Annotated in this window: 16 protein-coding genes and 1 other RNA gene; 6 read left to right on the forward strand and 11 right to left on the reverse strand. The window is 38.3% G+C overall.

Annotated elements, in window-relative coordinates; all coding sequences use genetic code 11:
• Positions 1-16 precede the first annotated feature (16 nt).
• The 6 genes from GKR92_03365 to purL form a co-directional block, all read right to left on the reverse strand.
• A complete protein-coding gene (locus GKR92_03365; GenBank protein QMU60780.1) occupies positions 17-586 on the reverse strand; it encodes an MFS transporter in 570 nt (189 codons plus the stop codon).
• 10 nt (positions 587-596) lie between these two features.
• The gene (gene ribD / locus GKR92_03370; GenBank protein ID QMU60781.1) at positions 597-1712 is read right to left on the reverse strand and encodes a bifunctional diaminohydroxyphosphoribosylaminopyrimidine deaminase/5-amino-6-(5-phosphoribosylamino)uracil reductase RibD; all 1116 of its coding nucleotides are present in this window, start codon (positions 1710-1712) and stop codon (positions 597-599) included.
• Between the two features lie 32 nt (positions 1713-1744).
• On the reverse strand, positions 1745-2263 hold the full coding sequence (nrdR, locus tag GKR92_03375; protein ID QMU60782.1) for a transcriptional regulator NrdR: 519 nt from the start codon (positions 2261-2263) through the stop codon (positions 1745-1747).
• 24 nt (positions 2264-2287) lie between these two features.
• Positions 2288-3568 carry an aminotransferase class I/II-fold pyridoxal phosphate-dependent enzyme gene (locus GKR92_03380; GenBank protein QMU60783.1) on the reverse strand — a complete coding sequence of 427 codons (1281 nt, stop codon included), beginning with the start codon at positions 3566-3568 and terminating at the stop codon, positions 2288-2290.
• Positions 3569-3747: 179 nt separating this feature from the next.
• A complete protein-coding gene (locus tag GKR92_03385; protein QMU60784.1) occupies positions 3748-4368 on the reverse strand; it encodes an outer membrane beta-barrel protein in 621 nt (206 codons plus the stop codon).
• A 249-nt stretch (positions 4369-4617) separates the two neighbouring features.
• Positions 4618-8547, reverse strand: coding sequence for a phosphoribosylformylglycinamidine synthase (gene purL, locus GKR92_03390; protein ID QMU60785.1), 3930 nt, complete (start codon positions 8545-8547; stop codon positions 4618-4620).
• Positions 8548-8710: 163 nt separating this feature from the next.
• Between purL and ssrA the strand changes: the two genes are divergently transcribed.
• The 5 genes from ssrA (at position 8711) to GKR92_03415 (ending at position 11857) form a co-directional block, all read left to right on the forward strand.
• Positions 8711-9067, forward strand: a transfer-messenger RNA (tmRNA) gene (ssrA, locus tag GKR92_03395).
• A gap of 163 nt (positions 9068-9230) precedes the next feature.
• A complete protein-coding gene (locus GKR92_03400; protein QMU60786.1) occupies positions 9231-10451 on the forward strand; it encodes a tyrosine-type recombinase/integrase in 1221 nt (406 codons plus the stop codon).
• 6 nt (positions 10452-10457) lie between these two features.
• The gene (locus GKR92_03405) at positions 10458-11099 is read left to right on the forward strand and encodes a hypothetical protein (protein QMU60787.1); all 642 of its coding nucleotides are present in this window, start codon (positions 10458-10460) and stop codon (positions 11097-11099) included.
• Between the two features lie 71 nt (positions 11100-11170).
• Complete coding sequence (locus GKR92_03410) at positions 11171-11383, forward strand: AlpA family phage regulatory protein (GenBank protein ID QMU60788.1); 213 nt, start codon at positions 11171-11173, stop codon at positions 11381-11383.
• Between the two features lie 87 nt (positions 11384-11470).
• The gene (locus GKR92_03415) at positions 11471-11857 is read left to right on the forward strand and encodes a hypothetical protein (protein QMU60789.1); all 387 of its coding nucleotides are present in this window, start codon (positions 11471-11473) and stop codon (positions 11855-11857) included.
• Positions 11858-11954: 97 nt separating this feature from the next.
• Here GKR92_03415 and GKR92_03420 read toward each other — a convergent pair whose 3' ends face one another.
• The 5 genes from GKR92_03420 to GKR92_03440 are packed head-to-tail and all read right to left on the reverse strand — an operon-like array spanning position 11955 to position 18345.
• Positions 11955-14084 (reverse strand): hypothetical protein, encoded by a 2130-nt coding sequence (locus tag GKR92_03420; protein QMU60790.1) that lies wholly within the window; start codon positions 14082-14084, stop codon positions 11955-11957.
• 13 nt (positions 14085-14097) lie between these two features.
• The gene (locus tag GKR92_03425) at positions 14098-14928 is read right to left on the reverse strand and encodes a hypothetical protein (GenBank protein ID QMU60791.1); all 831 of its coding nucleotides are present in this window, start codon (positions 14926-14928) and stop codon (positions 14098-14100) included.
• A gap of 7 nt (positions 14929-14935) precedes the next feature.
• Positions 14936-15895 carry a hypothetical protein gene (locus tag GKR92_03430; GenBank protein ID QMU60792.1) on the reverse strand — a complete coding sequence of 320 codons (960 nt, stop codon included), beginning with the start codon at positions 15893-15895 and terminating at the stop codon, positions 14936-14938.
• Entirely contained in the window at positions 15888-17012 is a 1125-nt protein-coding gene (locus GKR92_03435) for a hypothetical protein (protein ID QMU60793.1), read from the reverse strand. The genes GKR92_03430 and GKR92_03435 overlap by 8 nt, the downstream gene beginning before the upstream one ends.
• Positions 17013-17031: 19 nt before the next feature.
• On the reverse strand, positions 17032-18345 hold the full coding sequence (locus GKR92_03440; GenBank protein QMU60794.1) for a hypothetical protein: 1314 nt from the start codon (positions 18343-18345) through the stop codon (positions 17032-17034).
• A 454-nt stretch (positions 18346-18799) separates the two neighbouring features.
• Here GKR92_03440 and GKR92_03445 point away from each other — a divergent pair, with 454 nt between their 5' ends.
• A complete protein-coding gene (locus GKR92_03445) occupies positions 18800-19906 on the forward strand; it encodes a hypothetical protein (GenBank protein ID QMU60795.1) in 1107 nt (368 codons plus the stop codon).
• The last annotated feature ends 28 nt before the right edge of the window (positions 19907-19934 follow it).

Here is a 19934-nt window from a genome sequence, read left to right on the forward strand (position 1 = left end):
GATTTCTAAAGCTTACTTAATTTAGGTCAATCACATATGACGTTAATGGTAATGCAGTAGCATTATTGAACGTTGCCCCCGCTTCTACTCCATTTTTTGCAATTTCTTCTGAACTTTCCATACGATCATATAAGGCATACATGGCGCCTAGCGCAATATCACCACCTGAACCTACCGCCCAAAATCTTGAATATTCAAAAACTTCTCTTAATGCATACACTGCAAAAATTCCATGAGGATTCACAATTAATGTATCAATCCTTGAGGATTCATATGGATCATCTTCCTCGTCTTTAGGATTTAAGTAGTATTCTTCCTTAAGAATCGGATGCAATGTTCTAAAAGACTCAAAAATATCTAACTGAGAATTAAAGTTTAAATTCTCGCCGTATTTTTTCAATAAACTTTGAATTACAATGTGATGCGCAGCACTGCCCACAATTCCAAAATAATTATCTTTATATAAGTAAACTTTGTCATGCGTGTTATCAAATTCGCTTGATTGCTTAACGTCCCCGAATGTAGTTAAGGTATCTGCGGCTATACACGCTTTGCCATTTTTTTGAACTGCAACAATAGTAGACATATATTTATTTTTATGAATATTGAGGTTTTAACTGTAGTTTTAAATTTCGCCCTACTTTTCTAGTTTGACAGATTTCAAACTCTATCCGATCTTGCATGCTTTCAATAAAATCTAATTTAGCCATCCCATAACTGGAGTGCCCCATAATATGCGGCGCCATATAAACAATCATTTCATCAACGAAATGATTTTTCAATAAACTACCTACTAATGTAGAACCGGCTTCAACCAATACCTCATTAAAGCCGCGTTTTGCAAGATCTATTATCACAGCCTGTAAATTAACATTGTTGTTACTTCGCTCGGTGTTAACAATCTCAACTTGATTACTTTCTATTTCTGCAAATTTATCATTTCTTTTGGCACAAGTGTAAATAATCACATCTTCTGATGTCTGCAATGTTTTAGCATTAGCTGAAATACGCAGTTGTGTATCCAAAATTACTCTTTTTGGCTGTTGAATATTATTTTCTATTCCTAGCTGCTCTTTACTAAGCCTTACAGTCAAACTTGGATCATCTGCTAGCACCGTATCAATGCCTGTCATAATTGCACAACTTCTTGCGCGAAGTTTCTGCACATCTAAGCGAGATTCATCGCTACTTATCCATTTGCTTTCACCAGACTTTAATGCGGTTTTTCCGTCTAAGCTAATAGCTGACTTCACGGTTATATACGGTCTATCTTGCGTCATGCGCTTAACAAAACCCTTGTTCAGTTCCATTGCATCAGCTTCTAAAATACCTGTAGTTGTTTTAATCCCATGGCTCTCCAAGTATTCCAACCCTTTACCATTAACCAGTGGATTGGGATCTCTCATAGCAGTCACCACGCGAGCTACTTTCGCAGCGACTAAGGCTTCTGCACAAGGAGGTGTTTTACCATGATGTGAACAAGGTTCAAGGGTTACATAGAGGGTTGTATCTGAACTATCTCTTACGGTATTTAATGCAAGAATCTCCGCGTGAGGCTTGCCCGGAGATAAGTGATAACCGCGACTAATAATCTCACCATTTTTTACAACTACACAACCTACTCGTGGATTTGTTCGAGTTGTATACAGGCCTTTTCTTGCTAATTGCAAGGCTTCGACCATAAAGGCCTGGTCGTTTAAATATTTATTCATACTGACTAGCCGCCAGCTAATTTATGAAGATTTTAGTGAGTTTTTTTATCAGCATCGTCAGCAATTAATGAAAGCTGGCTCTTTAACATTTCCGGAGTCAGATCATTTTCAACGCGATCAATAATGTCCTTAAATGCTTGCACATCCTCAAAACTCATATATACCGATGCAAATCGCACATAAGCAACTTGATCTAGTGAACGTAGCTCTTGCATGACCCACTCACCGATAACTTTAGCAGGAATCTCGCGCTCACCAACACCAAGTGCCTTTCGGGAAATTAAGTTTATAGACGCATCAATGAGTTCAGTCGCTACAGGTCGCTTCTCACAGGCAAGAATTATTCCCTTGCGTAGTTTTTCTTCATTAAAAGGCTCTCGTCTGCCGTCATGCTTAACGACTCTCGGCAAATTTCTTTCTGCAGATTCGAAAGTTGTAAATCGTTCATTACAGTCTAAACATTCACGACGCCTGCGAACTTGATAGCCCTCGCTCGCAAGCCGCGAATCTATGACCTTGGTCTCTTCTGATCGACAGAAAGGACAGTGCATTAGCTAGACCTAATAAATTTAGAGTTATGCAACCGCCTGTTGTTCATCGCTAGAACTATAAACTGGGAAGCGCTTACATAAATCAAGCACCTGATTTTTTACGCGATCAATTGTTTCCTGGTTTTCCAAGTTATCTAGTATGTCGCAAATCCAATTGGTAAGGTCTTTACATTCTTGTTCTTTGAAGCCACGCGTAGTGCCCGCAGGTGTACCAATACGTAAGCCACTCGTAACAAACGGTGATTGTGGATCACCCGGTACAGTATTCTTATTTACCGTAATGTTTGCATTACCTAATGCCGCATCAGCAGCCTTACCTGTAATACCTTTATCAATAAGGTCAACAAGGAACAAATGACAATCTGTACCACCCGAAACAATCTTATAACCACGCTCCATGAATTGATCCGCCATGGCTTTAGCATTTTTTACAACTTGCTGTTGATACTCTTTAAACTCAGGCTTTGATGCTTCTAAGAATGCTACCGCTTTTGCTGCAATCACATGCATTAGAGGTCCACCTTGTGTTCCAGGGAACACTGCAGAATTTAACTTTTTAGCAATTGCATCGTTCTTGCGAGCAAGAATGATGCCGCCACGAGGGCCACGTAAAGTTTTATGTGTGGTTGAAGTACACACGTCAGCAATAGGGATAGGGTTTGGATACTCACCTGCAGCAATCAAACCAGATACATGTGCCATATCAACCATCAACAAAGCACCGACTTGATCACAAATATCTCGGAACCGCTGCCAATCCCAAATTTTAGAATACGCTGAGAAACCAGCGATAATCATTTTTGGCTTGTTTTCTTTGGCTAAACGTTCAACTTCATCGTAATCCACTTCGCCTGTTTCAGGGTTTAATCCGTAAAGAATAGCGTTGTAGTTCTTGCCAGAGAAATTTACAGGGCAACCGTGTGTTAAATGACCGCCGTGAGATAAGTCTAATCCCATAATCGTGTCATGTGGCTCAAGCAATGCTAAAAATACCGCAGCATTAGCTTGCGAACCTGAATGCGGTTGTACGTTTGCATAATCAGCCCCAAAAAGACTTTTTAGACGATCAATAGCTAATTGCTCAGCTACGTCTACAAATTCACAACCACCGTAATAACGTTTTGCAGGGTAGCCTTCAGCATACTTATTGGTTAGCACAGTTCCTTGAGCTTCCATCACACGAGGACTGGTGTAGTTTTCTGATGCAATAAGTTCTACGTGCTCTTCTTGGCGACGAATTTCCTTATTGATTGCATCGGTTAATTCATTGTCAAAACCGGCAATTGTCATGTCTGGTGTAAACATTACGAAGGTCTCCTACGAGGAAAATTTATAATTAGGTAAAGGTTGAAATTTAAGCGGTAAATTATAGCTCAAATTATTAAATAAAAATTGGAAAATATGGGTAGATTTCAAGCGTTTAGCCTGTAAAGACTAGGGATTACAGGGTCTTATCTACCGATAGAGATAGTAAATTTACAGCCTTAAAACTTAAACTTAAGTTTAGTTGAGAGATAATCAATATCAGATTCTTCCATCTGATAACGCTCCCACTCAGCACTCACGCCAAACCGGGCATTGAGGTCATAATTTGCGCCTAAGCCGTAAAAAATATCAGTGCCACGAGTCTGGCCTAGGTATTTGGCATTAGTCTGATTGTAATTAGGATCCACTTCCCAGTTAAACAAACCACCTTTCATATACAAGAAACCATTATCGTTTATTGGGTAACTGCTTATTCCAGATAGGAACAATCCATTCGACTCAAAATTTTGAGAGCCTACTTCAGGAAACCAAAGTGATGAACCCGCAAACATATCGTCTATTCCAAATGAAAGATCATCTTGATATTCAAGTTGCATCGAAAAGTTTTGAGTGGTTCGGTAACCTCCAAACAAAGAAACATTATTGCTCGTAGCATTCCTACTTTCTTTGTAGCTTAAAATATCATTCAATGAAAAATCGCTATCAGACAAACTACTTGGGTATGGAAGAACTTCTTGTTGAGCTGTATCGGATCCAACAAACCACTCTGCCTGAACATTGCTGAATGTCAGCATGGTGATTCCAGCCGTGATGGTAATTTTTATAATATTATTTCGCATGGTGCCAAACAGTAATTTATCCCTAAATTTTAAACGCTTATTTCCTTGCTTCAGTATAAGGTATTTGTGCAGAAAGTAGGCATATTTACCTGAATTAATTGACTTAATTAAAATTTGGTAATGTTAATTTGACAATATTGGTACACAAATTAACCGGAAGTCCACTCACCCACCACACCGATAATAACTACAAATCCCTTACATAAACTAGATGTATTAGATTACGACAATTTATTCTAAATTAGCGGATTAATCTAGTAATTTTCTAGCATTTCTGAACATTTTTAGCCATGCACCATCTTCTTTCCACTCAGATGGATGCCATGAATATTGGACAGACCTGAACAATCTTTCGGGGTGCGGCATCATAATCGTAAAACGACCGTCTTCATTGCAAAATCCAGTGGCTCCTTGCGGAGATCCATTAGGATTAAATGGATATATATCAGTAATTTGAAGATTATTATTAATGTAATTTAACGTAATTTGATTACGCTTATTCATGTAATCTAGAGAATCATTCGATACTTCTGCCCTACCTTCACCGTGCGCCACCACAACCGGCAAGGTGGAACCTTGCATATCGTTAAAGAGTAATGAAACCGAATCTTTAACTTCTACCATTATTAATCGCGCTTCAAATTGTTCCGAAGTGTTTTGCACAAAGGTTGGCCAATGTTCAGCGCCAGGAATAATTTCACGTAGCTGTGACATCATTTGACAGCCGTTACACACACCTAAAGCAAAAATATCGGGATTCGCAAAATAGTTTGCGAATTCGTCTTTTAAATAATTATTAAAAAGAATCGACTTTGCCCATCCACCCCCTGCACCCAATACATCACCATATGAAAATCCGCCACAAGCCACCAAACCATGAAAATTTTCAAGCTTCTGACGTTTCTCAATGAGGTCTGTCATGTGAACATCTACAGAATCAAATCCTGCGCGATCAAATGCAGCGGCCATTTCCATATGACCATTCACTCCCTGTTCGCGTAATACAGCAATGTTAGGCCGCACACCCATACTAATATAAGGCGCACTAGTATCCTCATTAAGGTCATAGGTTAACTTCGCACTTAAACCAGGATTGTTTTCATCAATAATAGAGGCAAGCTCTTCATCCGCGCATTTAGGATTATCACGCAAAGTTTGAATGGCATGGCTGGTGCCAGACCAAAGCTTTAACAGTTCAGCCCAGTCTCTTTTATAAATAACTTCTTTATTATGTGAGAAGTTAATACTGTTGGAGTCATTAAGTTCACCTAATGCATGTGTGTTTAAAGTCAAATTATGTTTAACCATAATATTTTCTACTTTATCTAAATCTTTTGTATCAATCTGTATCACTGCACCGAGTTCTTCAGAGAACAAACTGGCAATTACGTCGTCACCCAAATTGTCTACAAGACCATCTAAGTGAACATCAATACCCACATGGCTGGCAAAACTCATTTCACATAGGGTCGCTAGCAAGCCGCCATCTGAACGATCATGATAAGCATGTATTAACTGTTCAGCTTTCAGTTCCGTTATGGCTGCAAAAAAACTTTTAATTAATTTTGTATTATCTAAATCTGGTGGAGTGTTACCTGTGTGCGAATAAGCTTGCGCTAACGCAGAACCACCCAAGCGATTCTTCTTCGATCCTAAGTCAATTAATAAAAGAGATGAATGCTCTAGCGCTACATTAAGTTGTGGCGTTAACGTTTTGCGTACATCTTTTGCTTGTGCAAATGCAGATATAATTAAAGATAAAGGCGCGGTAACCGATTTGTCATTACTTTTACCTTTCCCATCTTCTTTCTTTTCTTCAGTCCAATGGCTTTTCATAGACAAAGAATCTTTTCCAACCGGAATTACAATTCCTAAATCTGGACACAATTCTTCACCTACGGCTTGTACCGTTGCAAACAAATTTGCATCTTCTCCTACATGGCCTGCGGGCGACATCCAGTTTGCAGATAAACGAATATCGGAAAGTTGTTTTACATCCGCTGCTAATATATTGGTAATTGCTTCACTAATGGCCATACGACCCGATGCAGGGCCAGAAAGTAACGCAACAGGTGTACGTTCGCCCATCGACATCGCTTCACCGCTGTAGCCTTTATAATCGCTGCAAGTAACTGCAACATCCGCAACAGGCACTTGCCACGGACCCACAAATTGGTCTCGCGTGACCATTCCCGTAACGGTTCGATCACCTATGGTGATTAAAAAACTTTTCGATGCGACACTCGGCACTTGCAACACACGGTTGATGGCGTCTTCAAGATTAATTTCAGCAGTGTTAATTTTTTTTGCAGAGGATGTAATCGAAGTTACATCTCGTGTCATTTTAGGGGTTTTACCCAGCAGAACATCCATCGGAAAATCAATGGGATTATTTTTAAATGTATCATCAGAAAGAACAAGCTGAGGTTCTTTCGTGGCATTACCTACGACTGCATAAGGGCAACGTTCACGCTCGCATAGCGCTTTAAACTCATCTAAAAGATCTTTATTGATCGCTAGCACATAACGTTCTTGAGCTTCATTGCACCAAATTTCTTTAGGAGACATACCGGGCTCAGCATTCGGGATCTCCCTAATTTCAAAGTCACCACCTAAATCTGCATCATGAATTAATTCAGGAATCGCGTTGGATAAGCCTCCTGCCCCCACATCATGAATAGAAATAATCGGACTGTCTTTCCCGCGCACCACGCATAGTTCAATCACTTCTTGGCAACGACGTTCCATTTCGGCATTACCACGTTGCACCGATGCAAAATCTAAATCTTCAGTACTGGTGCCGCTCGCCATAGAAGAAGCCGCGCCACCACCCAGACCAATTAACATGGCAGGGCCTCCTAAAACTATAATGGGTGTGCCATCTGGGAATTTTTCTTTTAATACATGTTCTTTTCTAACATTACCCAATCCACCGGCAATCATAATAGGCTTATGGTACCCACGCACATCAGTACCGTCTTGTTGTTCAGAGGCATCTAACTCTAAGGTTCTAAAATAGCCAAGAATATTGGGCCGACCAAATTCATTATTAAAAGAAGCCGCACCAATAGGCCCTTCTTTCATAATATCTAACGCCGATACAATTCTTTCCGGTTTACCGTACTCAAATTCCCAGGGTTGTAACTTTCTAGGTAAATGTAAATTTGAAACGGAAAAACCACACAACCCCGCTTTCGGTCGGCTACCACGCCCTACTGCACCTTCATCACGAATCTCACCACCCGAACCGGTTGCAGCACCCGGAAAAGGAGAAATGGCAGTGGGGTGATTGTGCGTTTCTACTTTCATTAAAATATGCACATCTTCATTATCAAATTGATATTGATGTGTAATCGGGTTGGCATGAAAACGCGTTGCAGTGTGTCCCGCCATTACTGCAGCATTGTCACTGTAGGCAGATAAAATATTTTCAGGTGAATGTTTGTAGGTGTTCCTAATCATGCCAAACAAGGTTTGTTCTTTTGGCTGACCATCTATTTTCCAATTAGCATTAAATATTTTATGTCGACAATGCTCAGAATTCGCCTGCGCAAACATCATCAACTCAACATCGGTTGGAGAGCGTCCTAATTGTCCATACTTCTCAATTAAGTAATCAATTTCATCATCGGCCAGTGCAAGACCCATTTCTTGATTGGCACTTAACAAGGCAGCTTTAGGATCATCACCTAAATTAATTTCTACTAACTCACGCTTAGCTTCCTCTATAAATAATGACTTAGCCTCTTCAACATCATACAAAACCGATTCTGTCATGCGGTCATGTAATACGTTCGCAATCTGTTGAATCTCTTTTTCGTCTGCGGAAGCTTTTAATGAAAATTCATACAACGTACCGCGCTCAATTCGCTGAACATTAGTTAAGCCACAATTATGTGCAATATCAGTCGCTTTGGATGACCAAGGAGATATCGTTCCAAACCTTGGGGTCACCAAGATCTGAAGATCATTTTTAGAGGTTTTTGAAGCAGGCGCTATATATAAGAGTAAGGCTTCTAGCTTAGATTTTTCTTGTGGGTTTAACTCACTGCTAGATTGAATAAAGTGAACAAACTTAGCTGTGAAACCTTCTACTTTTACAGTAATACTTTCTAGTTGGCGATGGAGTGATTCGGTTCTAAATTGAGATAACGCATGACCTCCGTCGATGATCAACATGAAAATGCAGTGCCTTTTGTAGGGTGGCTGAATGTATATATAAGAAAGGCGTGAATCATAACGAAAACAGACGGTCTAATCATCAAGATAATGATGCTATCTGGATACAGCCTAGGTGGTTGTTTATATAGTATAATTATAGTCTTTAATACCCTGAATACATGGGGGCGATCGGTTTCGACGTGGATTGCGAAACTAGAGGTGCATGCCGAGTATGTTAGCTAATCTCGTAAATCTTGCTGCAAACTTATAGTTGCAAACGATGACAACTACGCTCTAGCTGCATAAAAACCAGTCTATAGCCGTCCGACCAGTTCAGCTTACGGATCTGGACCCGGGCGTAACCTTAGTAAGCTCGTGGTGAAGTCTGTCTAGAGCGGATCCATTAAAACTAATCTGGGCTCCCCTCTATATGCCCTGTCGGTCGGGAGTATAGGGGCTAAGTTAAAGAGCGACTAAGCATGTAGTACCAACGGCAGAGAATTTGCGGACGCGGGTTCGATTCCCGCCGCCTCCACCACATTGACATTCTAGGACATCCAGTAAGATCCAGTTTAGTATTACTTTCAAGCATTTAAACGGATTTCTTATCCAACTACATTCAGTAAGGTTTCTTGACATCCTGGGGCAACAAGGGGCATATATGGGGGCAACTATAAGAATAATAAAAGACATGCCCCCAAATGACCTTAACCGTCATACAAGTTAAAAACTTCAAAGCATCGAGCAAAACCTATCGAAAGTATGATGGCAATGGCCTGTATGTAGAGGTCACCCCGAAGGGTCAGAAATACTGGCGGTACAAGTATCATTTTGCTGGCAAAGAGAAACGCATCTCGCTCGATGTGTTCCCCACTGTGTCCTTAAAAGAGGCACGTCTTGCACGAGATAAAGCAAGGTTAAAACTCTCCAATGATGTGGATCCCAGTGCGGTTCGAAAAGCCAAGCAGGAATACGATGTGGCAATGAATGAACATTCTTTTGCTGCAATTGCCTTAGAGTGGCATACCAAACTCCTTACGAACAAAGCCCCCAGTCATGCCAAGCGCGTATGGCGCGGTATTGAAAAAAACTTTCTCCCCGTCATGGGTGACAAGCCAATTTCTATGATTACGGCATCGCACATCCGTACTGCATTAGAACTGATTGAACAACGTGGTGCATTAGAAACGGCGCGTCGCTCACTGCAATATTGTTCTCGCATCTTCCGTTATGCCATCGCAAAAGGATATTGTGAAAAAGATCCCACCATAGGATTGAAAGATTCGCTCGCACCTCCTGTGGTGACACACTTTCCCTCCATCATCGAGCCCAAGAAGATTGGCGAGTTGTTGCGCGAGATCGATGCATACGATTCACCCATCACACGATACGCCATGTATACGGGCGTATATACGTTTGTACAACCCGCGAATATTCGCATGGCGGAATGGAGTGAATTTAATATAGAAAAGAAGGAATGGAAGATTCCTGCTGAGAAAATGAAACTGCGAAGAGCACATATTGTGCCGCTTGCGACACAAATGATCACCCTCTTGAAGGAGTTAAAGATGCTCACATCCAATAGCATCTACCTTTTCCCAAGTATTCGCAGCCGATCTAGGCCCATGAGCGAAAACACCATCAATGCGGCTTTTCGCAGAATGGGTTATACAAAAGATGAGATGACCTGTCATGGATTTCGACACATGGCCTCTACCCTTTTAAATGAAGAAGGAAAATGGAATCCTGATGCCATTGAACGACAACTTGCCCATGTAGATAAGAATAAAATACGAGCGGTTTATGATCGTTCCTCACATTTAGCTGAACGCAAGCGGATGATGCAAGCCTGGGCAGATACGTTAGATAATCTTGCGCATCCCAATAATGTTGTTCATTTACCAGCATCGGAAACAGGCTAATTGTAAATGTCTACACCCAACGAAATTCTTCAAAAAATGATCAAACTATTGTCCGATCATTCAGACCCGTTATATACATTAAACTTATATGTAAGCGCAGGATTAACACCACCATCAGATGTACATAGCGAAATTGCTAAACGATATAACGAATATATGCATGCAGGTGGCAAGAAATCACTAGATGAAGCTTTTTATCACCGACCATTCACTAAAACAGGCAATCATTCATCTAACATGTGTTTAAGAAGAAACAAAATGCATGCAATGATTTATATGCTATGTATGAAAAAACGTTACCCTGAAATCTCTAAACCAGTACATGCGCAAAATTTTATTAATCTATATAAATTAAAAAAACCTGATGCAGGAAGCCTTGTTAGGATGACGAATCTATCGCTTAATTTGTATATTGATCAGAACTATGACTCTAACCTTGATCGAGACGAAATTAAGGAAGAAGTAGCAGAATTATTTGACCCTGTATTGGAAATACTAGGCTTTGATAAAACTAAAGCCCCCAATACACAAGAACCTCTTCCAAAATTACTAGATCCAGAGATAGAGAAAGAGCATTTAGATACGTATCTTGATTTTCTCTATGAGACTGGACAAGAGCATATCGCTCCGGAATTTTTTCCAACCTAAATAATCCTGGTAACAGGATGCATTAATCCTGCAAGATCTGCTCAAATCTATTGAGTTACCAGGAGATACAAATGAAACAAACTGTTTTAAAGCTTCCAGAGGTTGTGGAACGTGTAAGAATTTCTCGTTCTACTATTTATCATAATATAAGTAATAATTCATTTCCCAAGCAAATTAAACTAGGTGAAAGAGCAGTAGGTTGGCTAGAGGCAGACATTAATAATTGGCTAAAGAACAAAAGTATATTAGTAAACGCTGATGACGCAGCTCTGAAAAATAAATAAATATTTATCTGTGATTCTCACATGAGAATAAAGTATTCAGGTTCATCAAAATGTTAATAATACAAGTGATAGATATAGGTCAAATTTATGAGTACAAATAAAATAGAAATCGATATGGATAATGTTGCCTTTCTTGCTGAAAGAGGACTAGATAAAAGAGAGATTGCAGCGTATTTAAAAATATCAGAATCCACGTTCTACCGTCGATTGCAAGACGAACAATTTAGTGAGGCCTTTGAGCAAGGCAAATTAAGAGCCTCATCTAATGTTAAACTGGCATTGTTTAAAAAAGCTCTTGATAATGAAAATTTATCTGCTCTTTTCCATTTGTCAGATCGCATTTGTTGGCCTAAACGCAAGGCTATTTCTGAAGGTGAATATAATAAAGATGGAACATTACCACCACCAGAGGTAATAATCGTTACAGATGAGATGATGCAAGCATTTAATGAAGAATTCGATGAGACTTATTAGTTAAGATCATAGTTATACAATTGCCTTGAATTAATATTAAGCACATAACCTAATTATTTTGGTTCTTTACCCTATATCTCTGTATATCGATATTTCATCACCAATAGCTAGCAATAATCTTTTTTACAAGCTTAATTTTCCAACTATGCACGCTCTTTTCCCCCGAATAAGAATTTATTTTATCAAACCCAAACACCAGGTACTCACGCCCATTTATTGTTCGCAAAACAGATCGCAATAGTTGTTCTAGGTATTTTTTATCATCAGTAACAAATAACAACTCTTCTAGCGGGCGCGAATTATAAACAAACCACTGTGTTACACCTCGCCTTAGTCTTTCTGCTTTATCCCATGTATCCCAAATCCCTAACGATGGTAGTTTTGATTGAATTTGATCCCACTCTTGAGGCGACATTCTGTTCAACAGCAAGCTTTCATGGATAGCATCAAATGAAAATGAAATTAATTGTGCAGCATATTTTCCTGACTCAGATAGTCCAACATTCAGCAAGAATATTTTTGTGGGCGTATCAAATGCTTGTACATCTCTTTTATGTTTTTCTATTACTTTTGCAAACATCTTTGCACTGTTTTTATTATGTGTAGTTATGCCAATTGATTTCGCAATTAAAATTACACTTTTTTCGGAAACATCTTGAGCCTCTGCGAGCGAAGTTAGAACAATATTTGCATATTTACGTATTACCATACGCCATTGTTTGCCAAGTTTATTTAACTCAGATATTGATTGAGTATCAGCCCATTCTATAATCCAAATGGCCGTGTTACTCCCCAACGCTATCTCTAATTCATTAGCTGCAAAGTTGGCACCAGACTCTATAGCCGCATGTACAATCGCTCGTGATTCAGAAGGTTCAAGTTGTGCAACAATGTTAGCAATATTTTTAAATTCTTTGACATTAATATTTATTTCACACCACACTTTAACGTCTGAAAGTAACAAAGGGTTTAAAGTCAATAAAAAAGGAATTAACTTAGAATGCACTAAACCTATCTCTATAATCTCATCAACTGCCAACGACTTTGCTAATATTGACAAAATTGAGATGGACAATGACTTATCTGCATTTGCCCATGCCAAACTTATTAACTTGTTCTTGTTATTGGTATCTGCATTCTCCCAAAAGTCTATAATTAAAATTGGTAAATCAAGAAAATCCAAATTGAAAGCAGATTGATACGGCGAATTAAGCAAGTCATATAAAACAAACCATCTACTAGCATTTGGCAAAAGGCTACGGCGTAATGGATCTTTTTGCTCGATGAGCCAAGACTTCAAGCTTTCAGCTTGCTCTGTTTTTGGGAATTCTTTTCCTACTATATCTATCAGAGATTGGATAGATTTATCAGAAGAATAATTTAAAATCTCAGCATATACCTGGGCTAGCTTCTTAAAGTATGATAGATTTTCGTTGAAATCTGGCCCCACTAAATCCAAGTATTCTCTTAGCTTATCGCAGTTTGGATTTTCCAAATCCTTGCTTACAACATGTATCCATGCTTTATTCCTAACTAGGTTTAAGTCGTGATTAATTTTACTGTCAGTATCAAAAATTATTATTTTGGAATTTGTCCATTTGGATTTTCTAAAGAGATCAGTTGATACTGATTGTAAATCAAAATAATGATCCGATGACTTTCTAGGAGAAATCGATAATGTGCAAAATCTATATTGTTTCTGCAAACTAGACCACCTTTGTGCCCATGTCTGTAATATGATTTTTGACAACCCAGGATTATCGCCTATTAGTAAAATTGAACTGTCACTGTCATATAACAATTCAACAAGTTGCGGAACCCAGTTGAATAAATTGTTAAATGGAATGTATTCAGAAGTATCTTCAATACTTACCTTATTGTGGTAAGACTCAAAGTCATCATTCTCGACTGGTCGCCGAAACAGCGCTAAAAGTCCATTTAGATTGTTATGAATTGGCAAGCTTTTGAAATCAAGCAGTAGAGTATGTGTCCATACGCATCCAGGCCTTGGCATCTCAGGTGCGGGCCAAGTCATTGCAAGTGCATAAAGTTCTTCTGATGGAAGCGGATATCCAGTAAAATACGGCTCGAAGGTCTGTCCACCCGCATTGCCAGATAAATCACTAAGGATTGCTAGTTCTCTTTGTGCCGTCTTAGAAATGTCTGTTGAGCTCTCTAAAAGTCTATGACCATCAGAATATCCATGAATACATTGTTGTACTATCACTAAATAATGCTCATCAACTCAACGACATTGACCATTTAACTATCTGCGTTAAATCCCCACCTTCGTAGTCTGACGTAATCACTTTAACCCGGTTTGCAGGCTCAATTTTCAACAACTCTTGTTTGTCATCAGTGTAATCGCCACCTTGTGCACTTAGTCCAAAAACCTTATGAGCTAAACGCTTATCATTTGAATAAAAGAACTGATTTAGTAAGGGAAGTCTTTCTTCAACCCACTTTTCTGGTGTTTTATTTGCATCTTGTTTTTCTATTAAGTCCCAAGCAGATACCACCACAGCAACTCGAAGTTTCTTTGAGTTTATTGGCGGAATAAAAAGATTTTGAAGTAAGTCTATGAGGATCGTTGAAGTAGGATCATTCTGAGGAATCCTTGGTTTAATTTGCACAGGTTCCCCGCTATTTTTTACTATTTCGTAGTACTCCTCTAGTCTCTCTGGCTCTTTTACTTTTTTGGGATGCACAAATAACAACACACCGCTTGCTTTTTGCGCTAATTCTACGTACTCGGGATCAAGAGTACGTTTCGTCCACTGCCGTTCGTAGCTTTCACCCGCAATATCATGAAATAAAAGTTCTGATTCATTTGAAGTGATTGTGTCTTTAACGCACATAGTGACCAAAGGAGCGCTGTTGGCACTTCTAGCTACAGTTTCACATTGTAACCATGCTGCGCATAGCTCATTTAAATGATGATCATCCTCACCGAGATTAGTTACTGTTAATGCTGTCGGAATACTTTCTTGTTCGGCGACATGCCAAAGTGCAGCAAGGAATGTAGTTTTTCCTGTTTCAGGGAGTCCAATTACCAACTGGGCTTTTTTCATATTCATATCAAGAAGATAAAAACCGATCAAATTCTCTTTTTGCCGATTTTTGACCTTTACTGATGTCGAGTTCTATCTTTTTTTCTTTTTTCTTTACCCATTTTTCAAATATTGTATCTATTCCATATCCAAGACCAAGTGATGATTCTTGTTTTGGGCTCGCAGCAACTTTAAAGAATTCCATATCTGCAATTTTGTCTTCTACAGTTGTTCTAATCGTTTGTTCAAAATCTTTTAATACTGGCTCAAGTTCTTTTTCGCAATTACTTTTTATCACTACATCCCATTTTGAGTAAAGTATATGAATATTGGTGTGAGATTTTAACATTCCCTCTTCGATACATCGTCTTAGTAATTGCCTAGCATCAACAAGGCATAAGTGCCTCGTAGTTTGTGATGATAAAAGTTCACAATCTATAAGAAGAGCAATATAATCTGCCCGAGTTAAAATTGATATTTCCCTACAGTCTTCTGCACTGTCTTTTGCCATTCTGTAATATTCGCCAGACATATCAGCGAACAAGAGATTTGAATTATTAGGCAAGCTATTTTGCCGAACACATAAATGAAGAAATTGCACTCCTGCACCCAGCGGGGTTCTAGTAGCTGTAGGTGCATGTATCCCTGATTCAACCCTTGCTAAATGAGATCGTTCTTCAAATGCTACTAACGTTCTGCTTTCAGCGAAAGTGCAATTAGCAAATTCACCTATGTGAAAGCTGTCATAAATACTAGCTAATAAAGTGGTTTTTCCACTTCCTTTAGGGCCCGCAATAACAATAATGACAGTATCATATTTGCTTGTTATTTCTGAGGCACTAATAGAATCAAGTTCTTCTCCTCCATGTATAGAAATTTCTTTTGATGCTTCCTCATGGACTTCCGCAATACTTTCAGTTTCGGATGAATCATTAGGAATTTCATCGGATGAAGAATCTGAAATAGTATTATCTTCAGGTTCAATCATTATTTTGCAGAATCGAATTTAATATTTTTAGAAACAATAATTCTGTATAAAACTGACAAGATAGTTTTAAAATACTAATATCTCGCTTTGGATCTACCTTAATTGAATCGTAGTACCCAGTAACCCAATTTTCACTACTTTCGTGAGATCGTTTAAGTGCAAAAAATATTGGGATGAAATCTTTTGCTAATTCTATGTTAGCACCAGAAGCCTCTAGAAAATTTTCAAAAATGTAATTTTTCCAGCTTACTTCTGCATCATTTACTACCGATTCAATACTTAAAGTTTTCCCAATATAGTCGTTATCTACAGATCGGAGCATTTTATCCAAATATGCTATTGATCCAATAGGAGCAATCGGCAGTTTTGTTAATTCAAATAATTCCCCGGGTGCTCTCAAACACAGCTCTGAAAGTGACTTCTCAACTAGCAGCGAATTATCATACTTACTAAAGCCACCAACAACCCACCACATTATATTAAGTTCTTCATCCTGAGCTAAAAGAGTATTGTGGTTAACCTGTAATGCAACTTTGAATCTATCCATAAACTGGCTAGTCTTTTCAACTAGTGATTTCGCTATTAATGCTAGCTGTGGAGCTGCGGTATTTACTGCAATAGTTTCTAACTCTTCTAATTCATTTTTTACATCTATTCTTGGTATTGTGATTTTTGGAATCTCTTGCCTAGATCGAAGCGCAACTGCCTGCTTATCTACGTAACTGTCCACAACCTTCAGTATATTTGGTACTGGAACGTCGGAATTTTCCCCTTGAAAACTCATACATTTCACAGCTAACGCTGCCATTCTCTCCAGTTCATTATCATGTAATAAATTTACTCCAATTGTTATTCCAGCCAGCACTCTCCATTCGTAGTTATTGTCACTACTCATGAATGTTGAATCTGCTTCATTAAAGTGCTTGTGAAATATTTTTTTGAACGACGCGTTTTCAGGCAAACGATCGAAGAAAATACGGATTACATTCAGTATTTCCTCGCCAGTTATTGCAGACCACAAAGATGAAATCCCTTGTGTACGTTTTTCTGGCAGCCCCTCAAATAATTCAGTTTTAGGAGTTCTATACCAATCAGCAAATTTTGGATGAACGTTCAATTTATTTACCCTTTAGTAGTTAGTTTCCAGTCTCTTTTTCTGTGTCTTCGATCATTTCCAAAAATTTACTTGTGAGTTGTTGACTTTTTACTCGCTCAAGCACACCCTTGAATTTATCTATATCCCGAAGATTTTCATCTTCATTCTCAAGTAAATTAAATTCCTTAGCAATTCTTACTTTTTCATAAAATGGCAATCTAAGATAACGATAGACAACCTCACGCATGGTTTCATGTTCTAAGCTTGATTCTGGAGTTCTCACTTTGGGCTGAATAGTTGTTTCGTTTGTTTTGTTAGCAGTGTCTTTACAGTCGCTATGTCCATTATAATCAAGAGGTAGATTTATTTCAGTATGTGAATAATTATCATTACCATCATCTGACCTGAAGCAATGGTCTTGTGTATTCCACTTTCTTGGGAATATTATAACCCTCATTTCCAGATCCTTATCAGTTAAAACACTAACCTGAACAAGATTATATCTTGGCCCCCAGCTCGTGTGGTTACGTGTTGGATGTAAGGCGCCCGCATTAAGGCGTAATGCACCATTGCATTTCTGTATCTGGAATTCATGTGTGTGGCCATAGAGTTGTATTCGAGCGCGATTGTTTAAGTAACTATCAATTTTACTTTCATTGAGATTCCAATTTATAGGATGATGGCATAACGTAATGTATTCAACATTCATATTCTTTGGAGGTACTTGAAACTCCCCTAGAACAAGATTACCTGGGCTATGACTATCACGAGGCTTATCTAAGTCAGATGATATAAGTACTGAATTTAGCCCTCTAAGTCGAAGCTCTATTTCACCATCAAGTTTTGTGAGTTCAGTTTCTTCCCAACATGGATTATCTGGATTAATTTCACAACCAAACTGAGTCGCAAATAAATTGTATTGTTCAATAGGTTGATAAATCCCAGAAGCAAATACTTTATCTCTACAGTATTCTGTGATTACACTTGAAACCTGCTCAGGTTCCGTCTCCCTTATGTTTTTATGAATTTCACGTAGATGTTTACTTTTTTTTAATAAATCACGATCAACATCGTGATTGCCAGGCGTCACCCATACATTTCTCGGCATACATCCCAGTTTTTTACACAATTTATTCAACCACTCATCAGCAGTTGTATACTCTAAACTCTTGCCAGAAAAAGCAATGTCCCCAGTAACAAAAACGGCATTGATATTTATCTGTAATTCATCACATAGCTGTTTAATATCATTATCTAATTCATTACGAAGATCTTGATCCAAGTCATACATATCTCCACTACAGTGAGAGAAATGGATATCGGATAGATGTAAAAAAGTAAAGGTTTTCGGCATGAACTATTTTCACAAGATAATTAATTTTACAATACAATTATAAAGTATATGGATGGAGTTTATAACAAAGATCTAACCAGATGGTATTAAGAAAACATTACTTATTTATATAATTCAATAAGATAGATGCAATTGAGAGTAGTCGTAGTCGCCGCCATCCAGTAATGTCTTGAGACTTTCAACAGTGTTCATAGAAGTCTAAAGTTTTTAGACTTTTATCTCTTAACTTTAAAGAAACAAGATTCAATTTTTTAATACATATGTATCAACCAACCTCATATAAAAGCCTTTAGGGGCAACTCTTAGCTCGCCTCCTTACGCTTATATATATACCAGTAACTTAGCGCGCAATGCGGTAGTGCACTCATACACCCTTATTCACTCTATAATGAATGTGAGTTAGGTAATCGGGAAAACCCCAGAACTCGACGTTAAATACATTAAGAATAGGATCATGGATCAAAGTGTAATATCTGATAATTGGTCACTGCAGTGCATTTCCGAACTACTTACTGCGGGGATGAAAGATGCAGAAAGTCATTACATTAAAATTGACCGCAAGAATGATTCTTATGGCTATGTGAGTCTACCCTATGCGGTCATTCAAACTGAGGCCTTATTTGATATTTTTACGGACATTATTCTTCGCAATCAAATAATAGTCGATGAAGAATATATTCATGTTTGGAATCAGAAAGGAAGTCCATTCCAGAGCGCGTTAAATAAAGGTGTTATTAGATCATATCCCTTCTTAGTCGATGAAGAAAAACTAATCGATCCTAGGAATGAATTTGTAGATCGCCTTTGTGTGACATCAGCATTGAAAAAAGATCACCAAGAAAACAGTGATGGATGGAACAAAAACAAATGTTCTCCTCATGAGTATTTATCTCAAACTCTATGGGGCGGCGCTGGTATGCTAGCGAGGGGATTTGTTTATAAAAAGGGTTACACACCTCATCCGGTCCGTAAAAGATTATTCATTGATGCGGGTATCGCAATGACAAGTGAGGATGCTGTAGTTCAATTAGATAATCTTATTTCTGAAAAACGTGCAAATATTTCATCTGTAAATATTAAGCAAGATGAGCTTCATTCTTTGACAGTAAACATGCCCCCTTTGCCAATCAAAGTCATTCAAGAATCCAATTCAATTAATGATCTAATTACTGTTGCATTGCAGCTAAGAGAGGAATATCAAGAATTAAGAAACTGGCTTGGATGCTACCAACAAGCACTAAGTGACGGTAGTTACAGGGAGATATCTAAGTATAAAAAGATTCTTCACTCAATATCTCAGTACGTTGATTCAAAAATGGGAGTGATTGATCCTAATGCTCCGACTTTTTCCATAAGTATCTCGGTCTTAAAAATCGCTAGAAAAGGGCAACCAATAAATACTATTCAAAATCAATTCGGAATTCGGTCAATGATAAACAAACTCATTGTCAGTAAATCTGGGAATACTGAGATTAAGAAATTTTTAAACTTTTTTGAGCAAAGAAATACAACTGTAGGACTAAAAGTTATTGATAGCTTTGCGCAGAAAAGCATTAAATAAAGCAAACCGTTAAATGCGGACTATATGA

The organism is Gammaproteobacteria bacterium, from assembly GCA_014075255.1.
Lineage (GTDB): Bacteria > Pseudomonadota > Gammaproteobacteria > UBA4575 > UBA4575 > JABDMD01.

Bases quoted from the DNA above. Each gene is read 5' to 3' on its own strand.
- GKR92_03365 (QMU60780.1), bottom strand. From the start codon at position 586: ATGTCTACTATTGTTGCAGTTCAAAAAAATGGCAAAGCGTGTATAGCC.
- ribD (QMU60781.1), bottom strand. From the start codon at position 1,712: ATGAATAAATATTTAAACGACCAGGCCTTTATGGTCGAAGCCTTGCAA.
- nrdR (QMU60782.1), bottom strand. From the start codon at position 2,263: ATGCACTGTCCTTTCTGTCGATCAGAAGAGACCAAGGTCATAGATTCG.
- GKR92_03380 (QMU60783.1), bottom strand. From the start codon at position 3,568: ATGTTTACACCAGACATGACAATTGCCGGTTTTGACAATGAATTAACC.
- GKR92_03385 (QMU60784.1), bottom strand. From the start codon at position 4,368: ATGCGAAATAATATTATAAAAATTACCATCACGGCTGGAATCACCATG.
- purL (QMU60785.1), bottom strand. From the start codon at position 8,547: ATGTTGATCATCGACGGAGGTCATGCGTTATCTCAATTTAGAACCGAA.
- GKR92_03400 (QMU60786.1), top strand. From the start codon at position 9,231: ATGACCTTAACCGTCATACAAGTTAAAAACTTCAAAGCATCGAGCAAA.
- GKR92_03405 (QMU60787.1), top strand. From the start codon at position 10,458: ATGTCTACACCCAACGAAATTCTTCAAAAAATGATCAAACTATTGTCC.
- GKR92_03410 (QMU60788.1), top strand. From the start codon at position 11,171: ATGAAACAAACTGTTTTAAAGCTTCCAGAGGTTGTGGAACGTGTAAGA.
- GKR92_03415 (QMU60789.1), top strand. From the start codon at position 11,471: ATGAGTACAAATAAAATAGAAATCGATATGGATAATGTTGCCTTTCTT.
- GKR92_03425 (QMU60791.1), bottom strand. From the start codon at position 14,928: ATGAAAAAAGCCCAGTTGGTAATTGGACTCCCTGAAACAGGAAAAACT.
- GKR92_03430 (QMU60792.1), bottom strand. From the start codon at position 15,895: ATGATTGAACCTGAAGATAATACTATTTCAGATTCTTCATCCGATGAA.
- GKR92_03440 (QMU60794.1), bottom strand. From the start codon at position 18,345: ATGCCGAAAACCTTTACTTTTTTACATCTATCCGATATCCATTTCTCT.
- GKR92_03445 (QMU60795.1), top strand. From the start codon at position 18,800: ATGGATCAAAGTGTAATATCTGATAATTGGTCACTGCAGTGCATTTCC.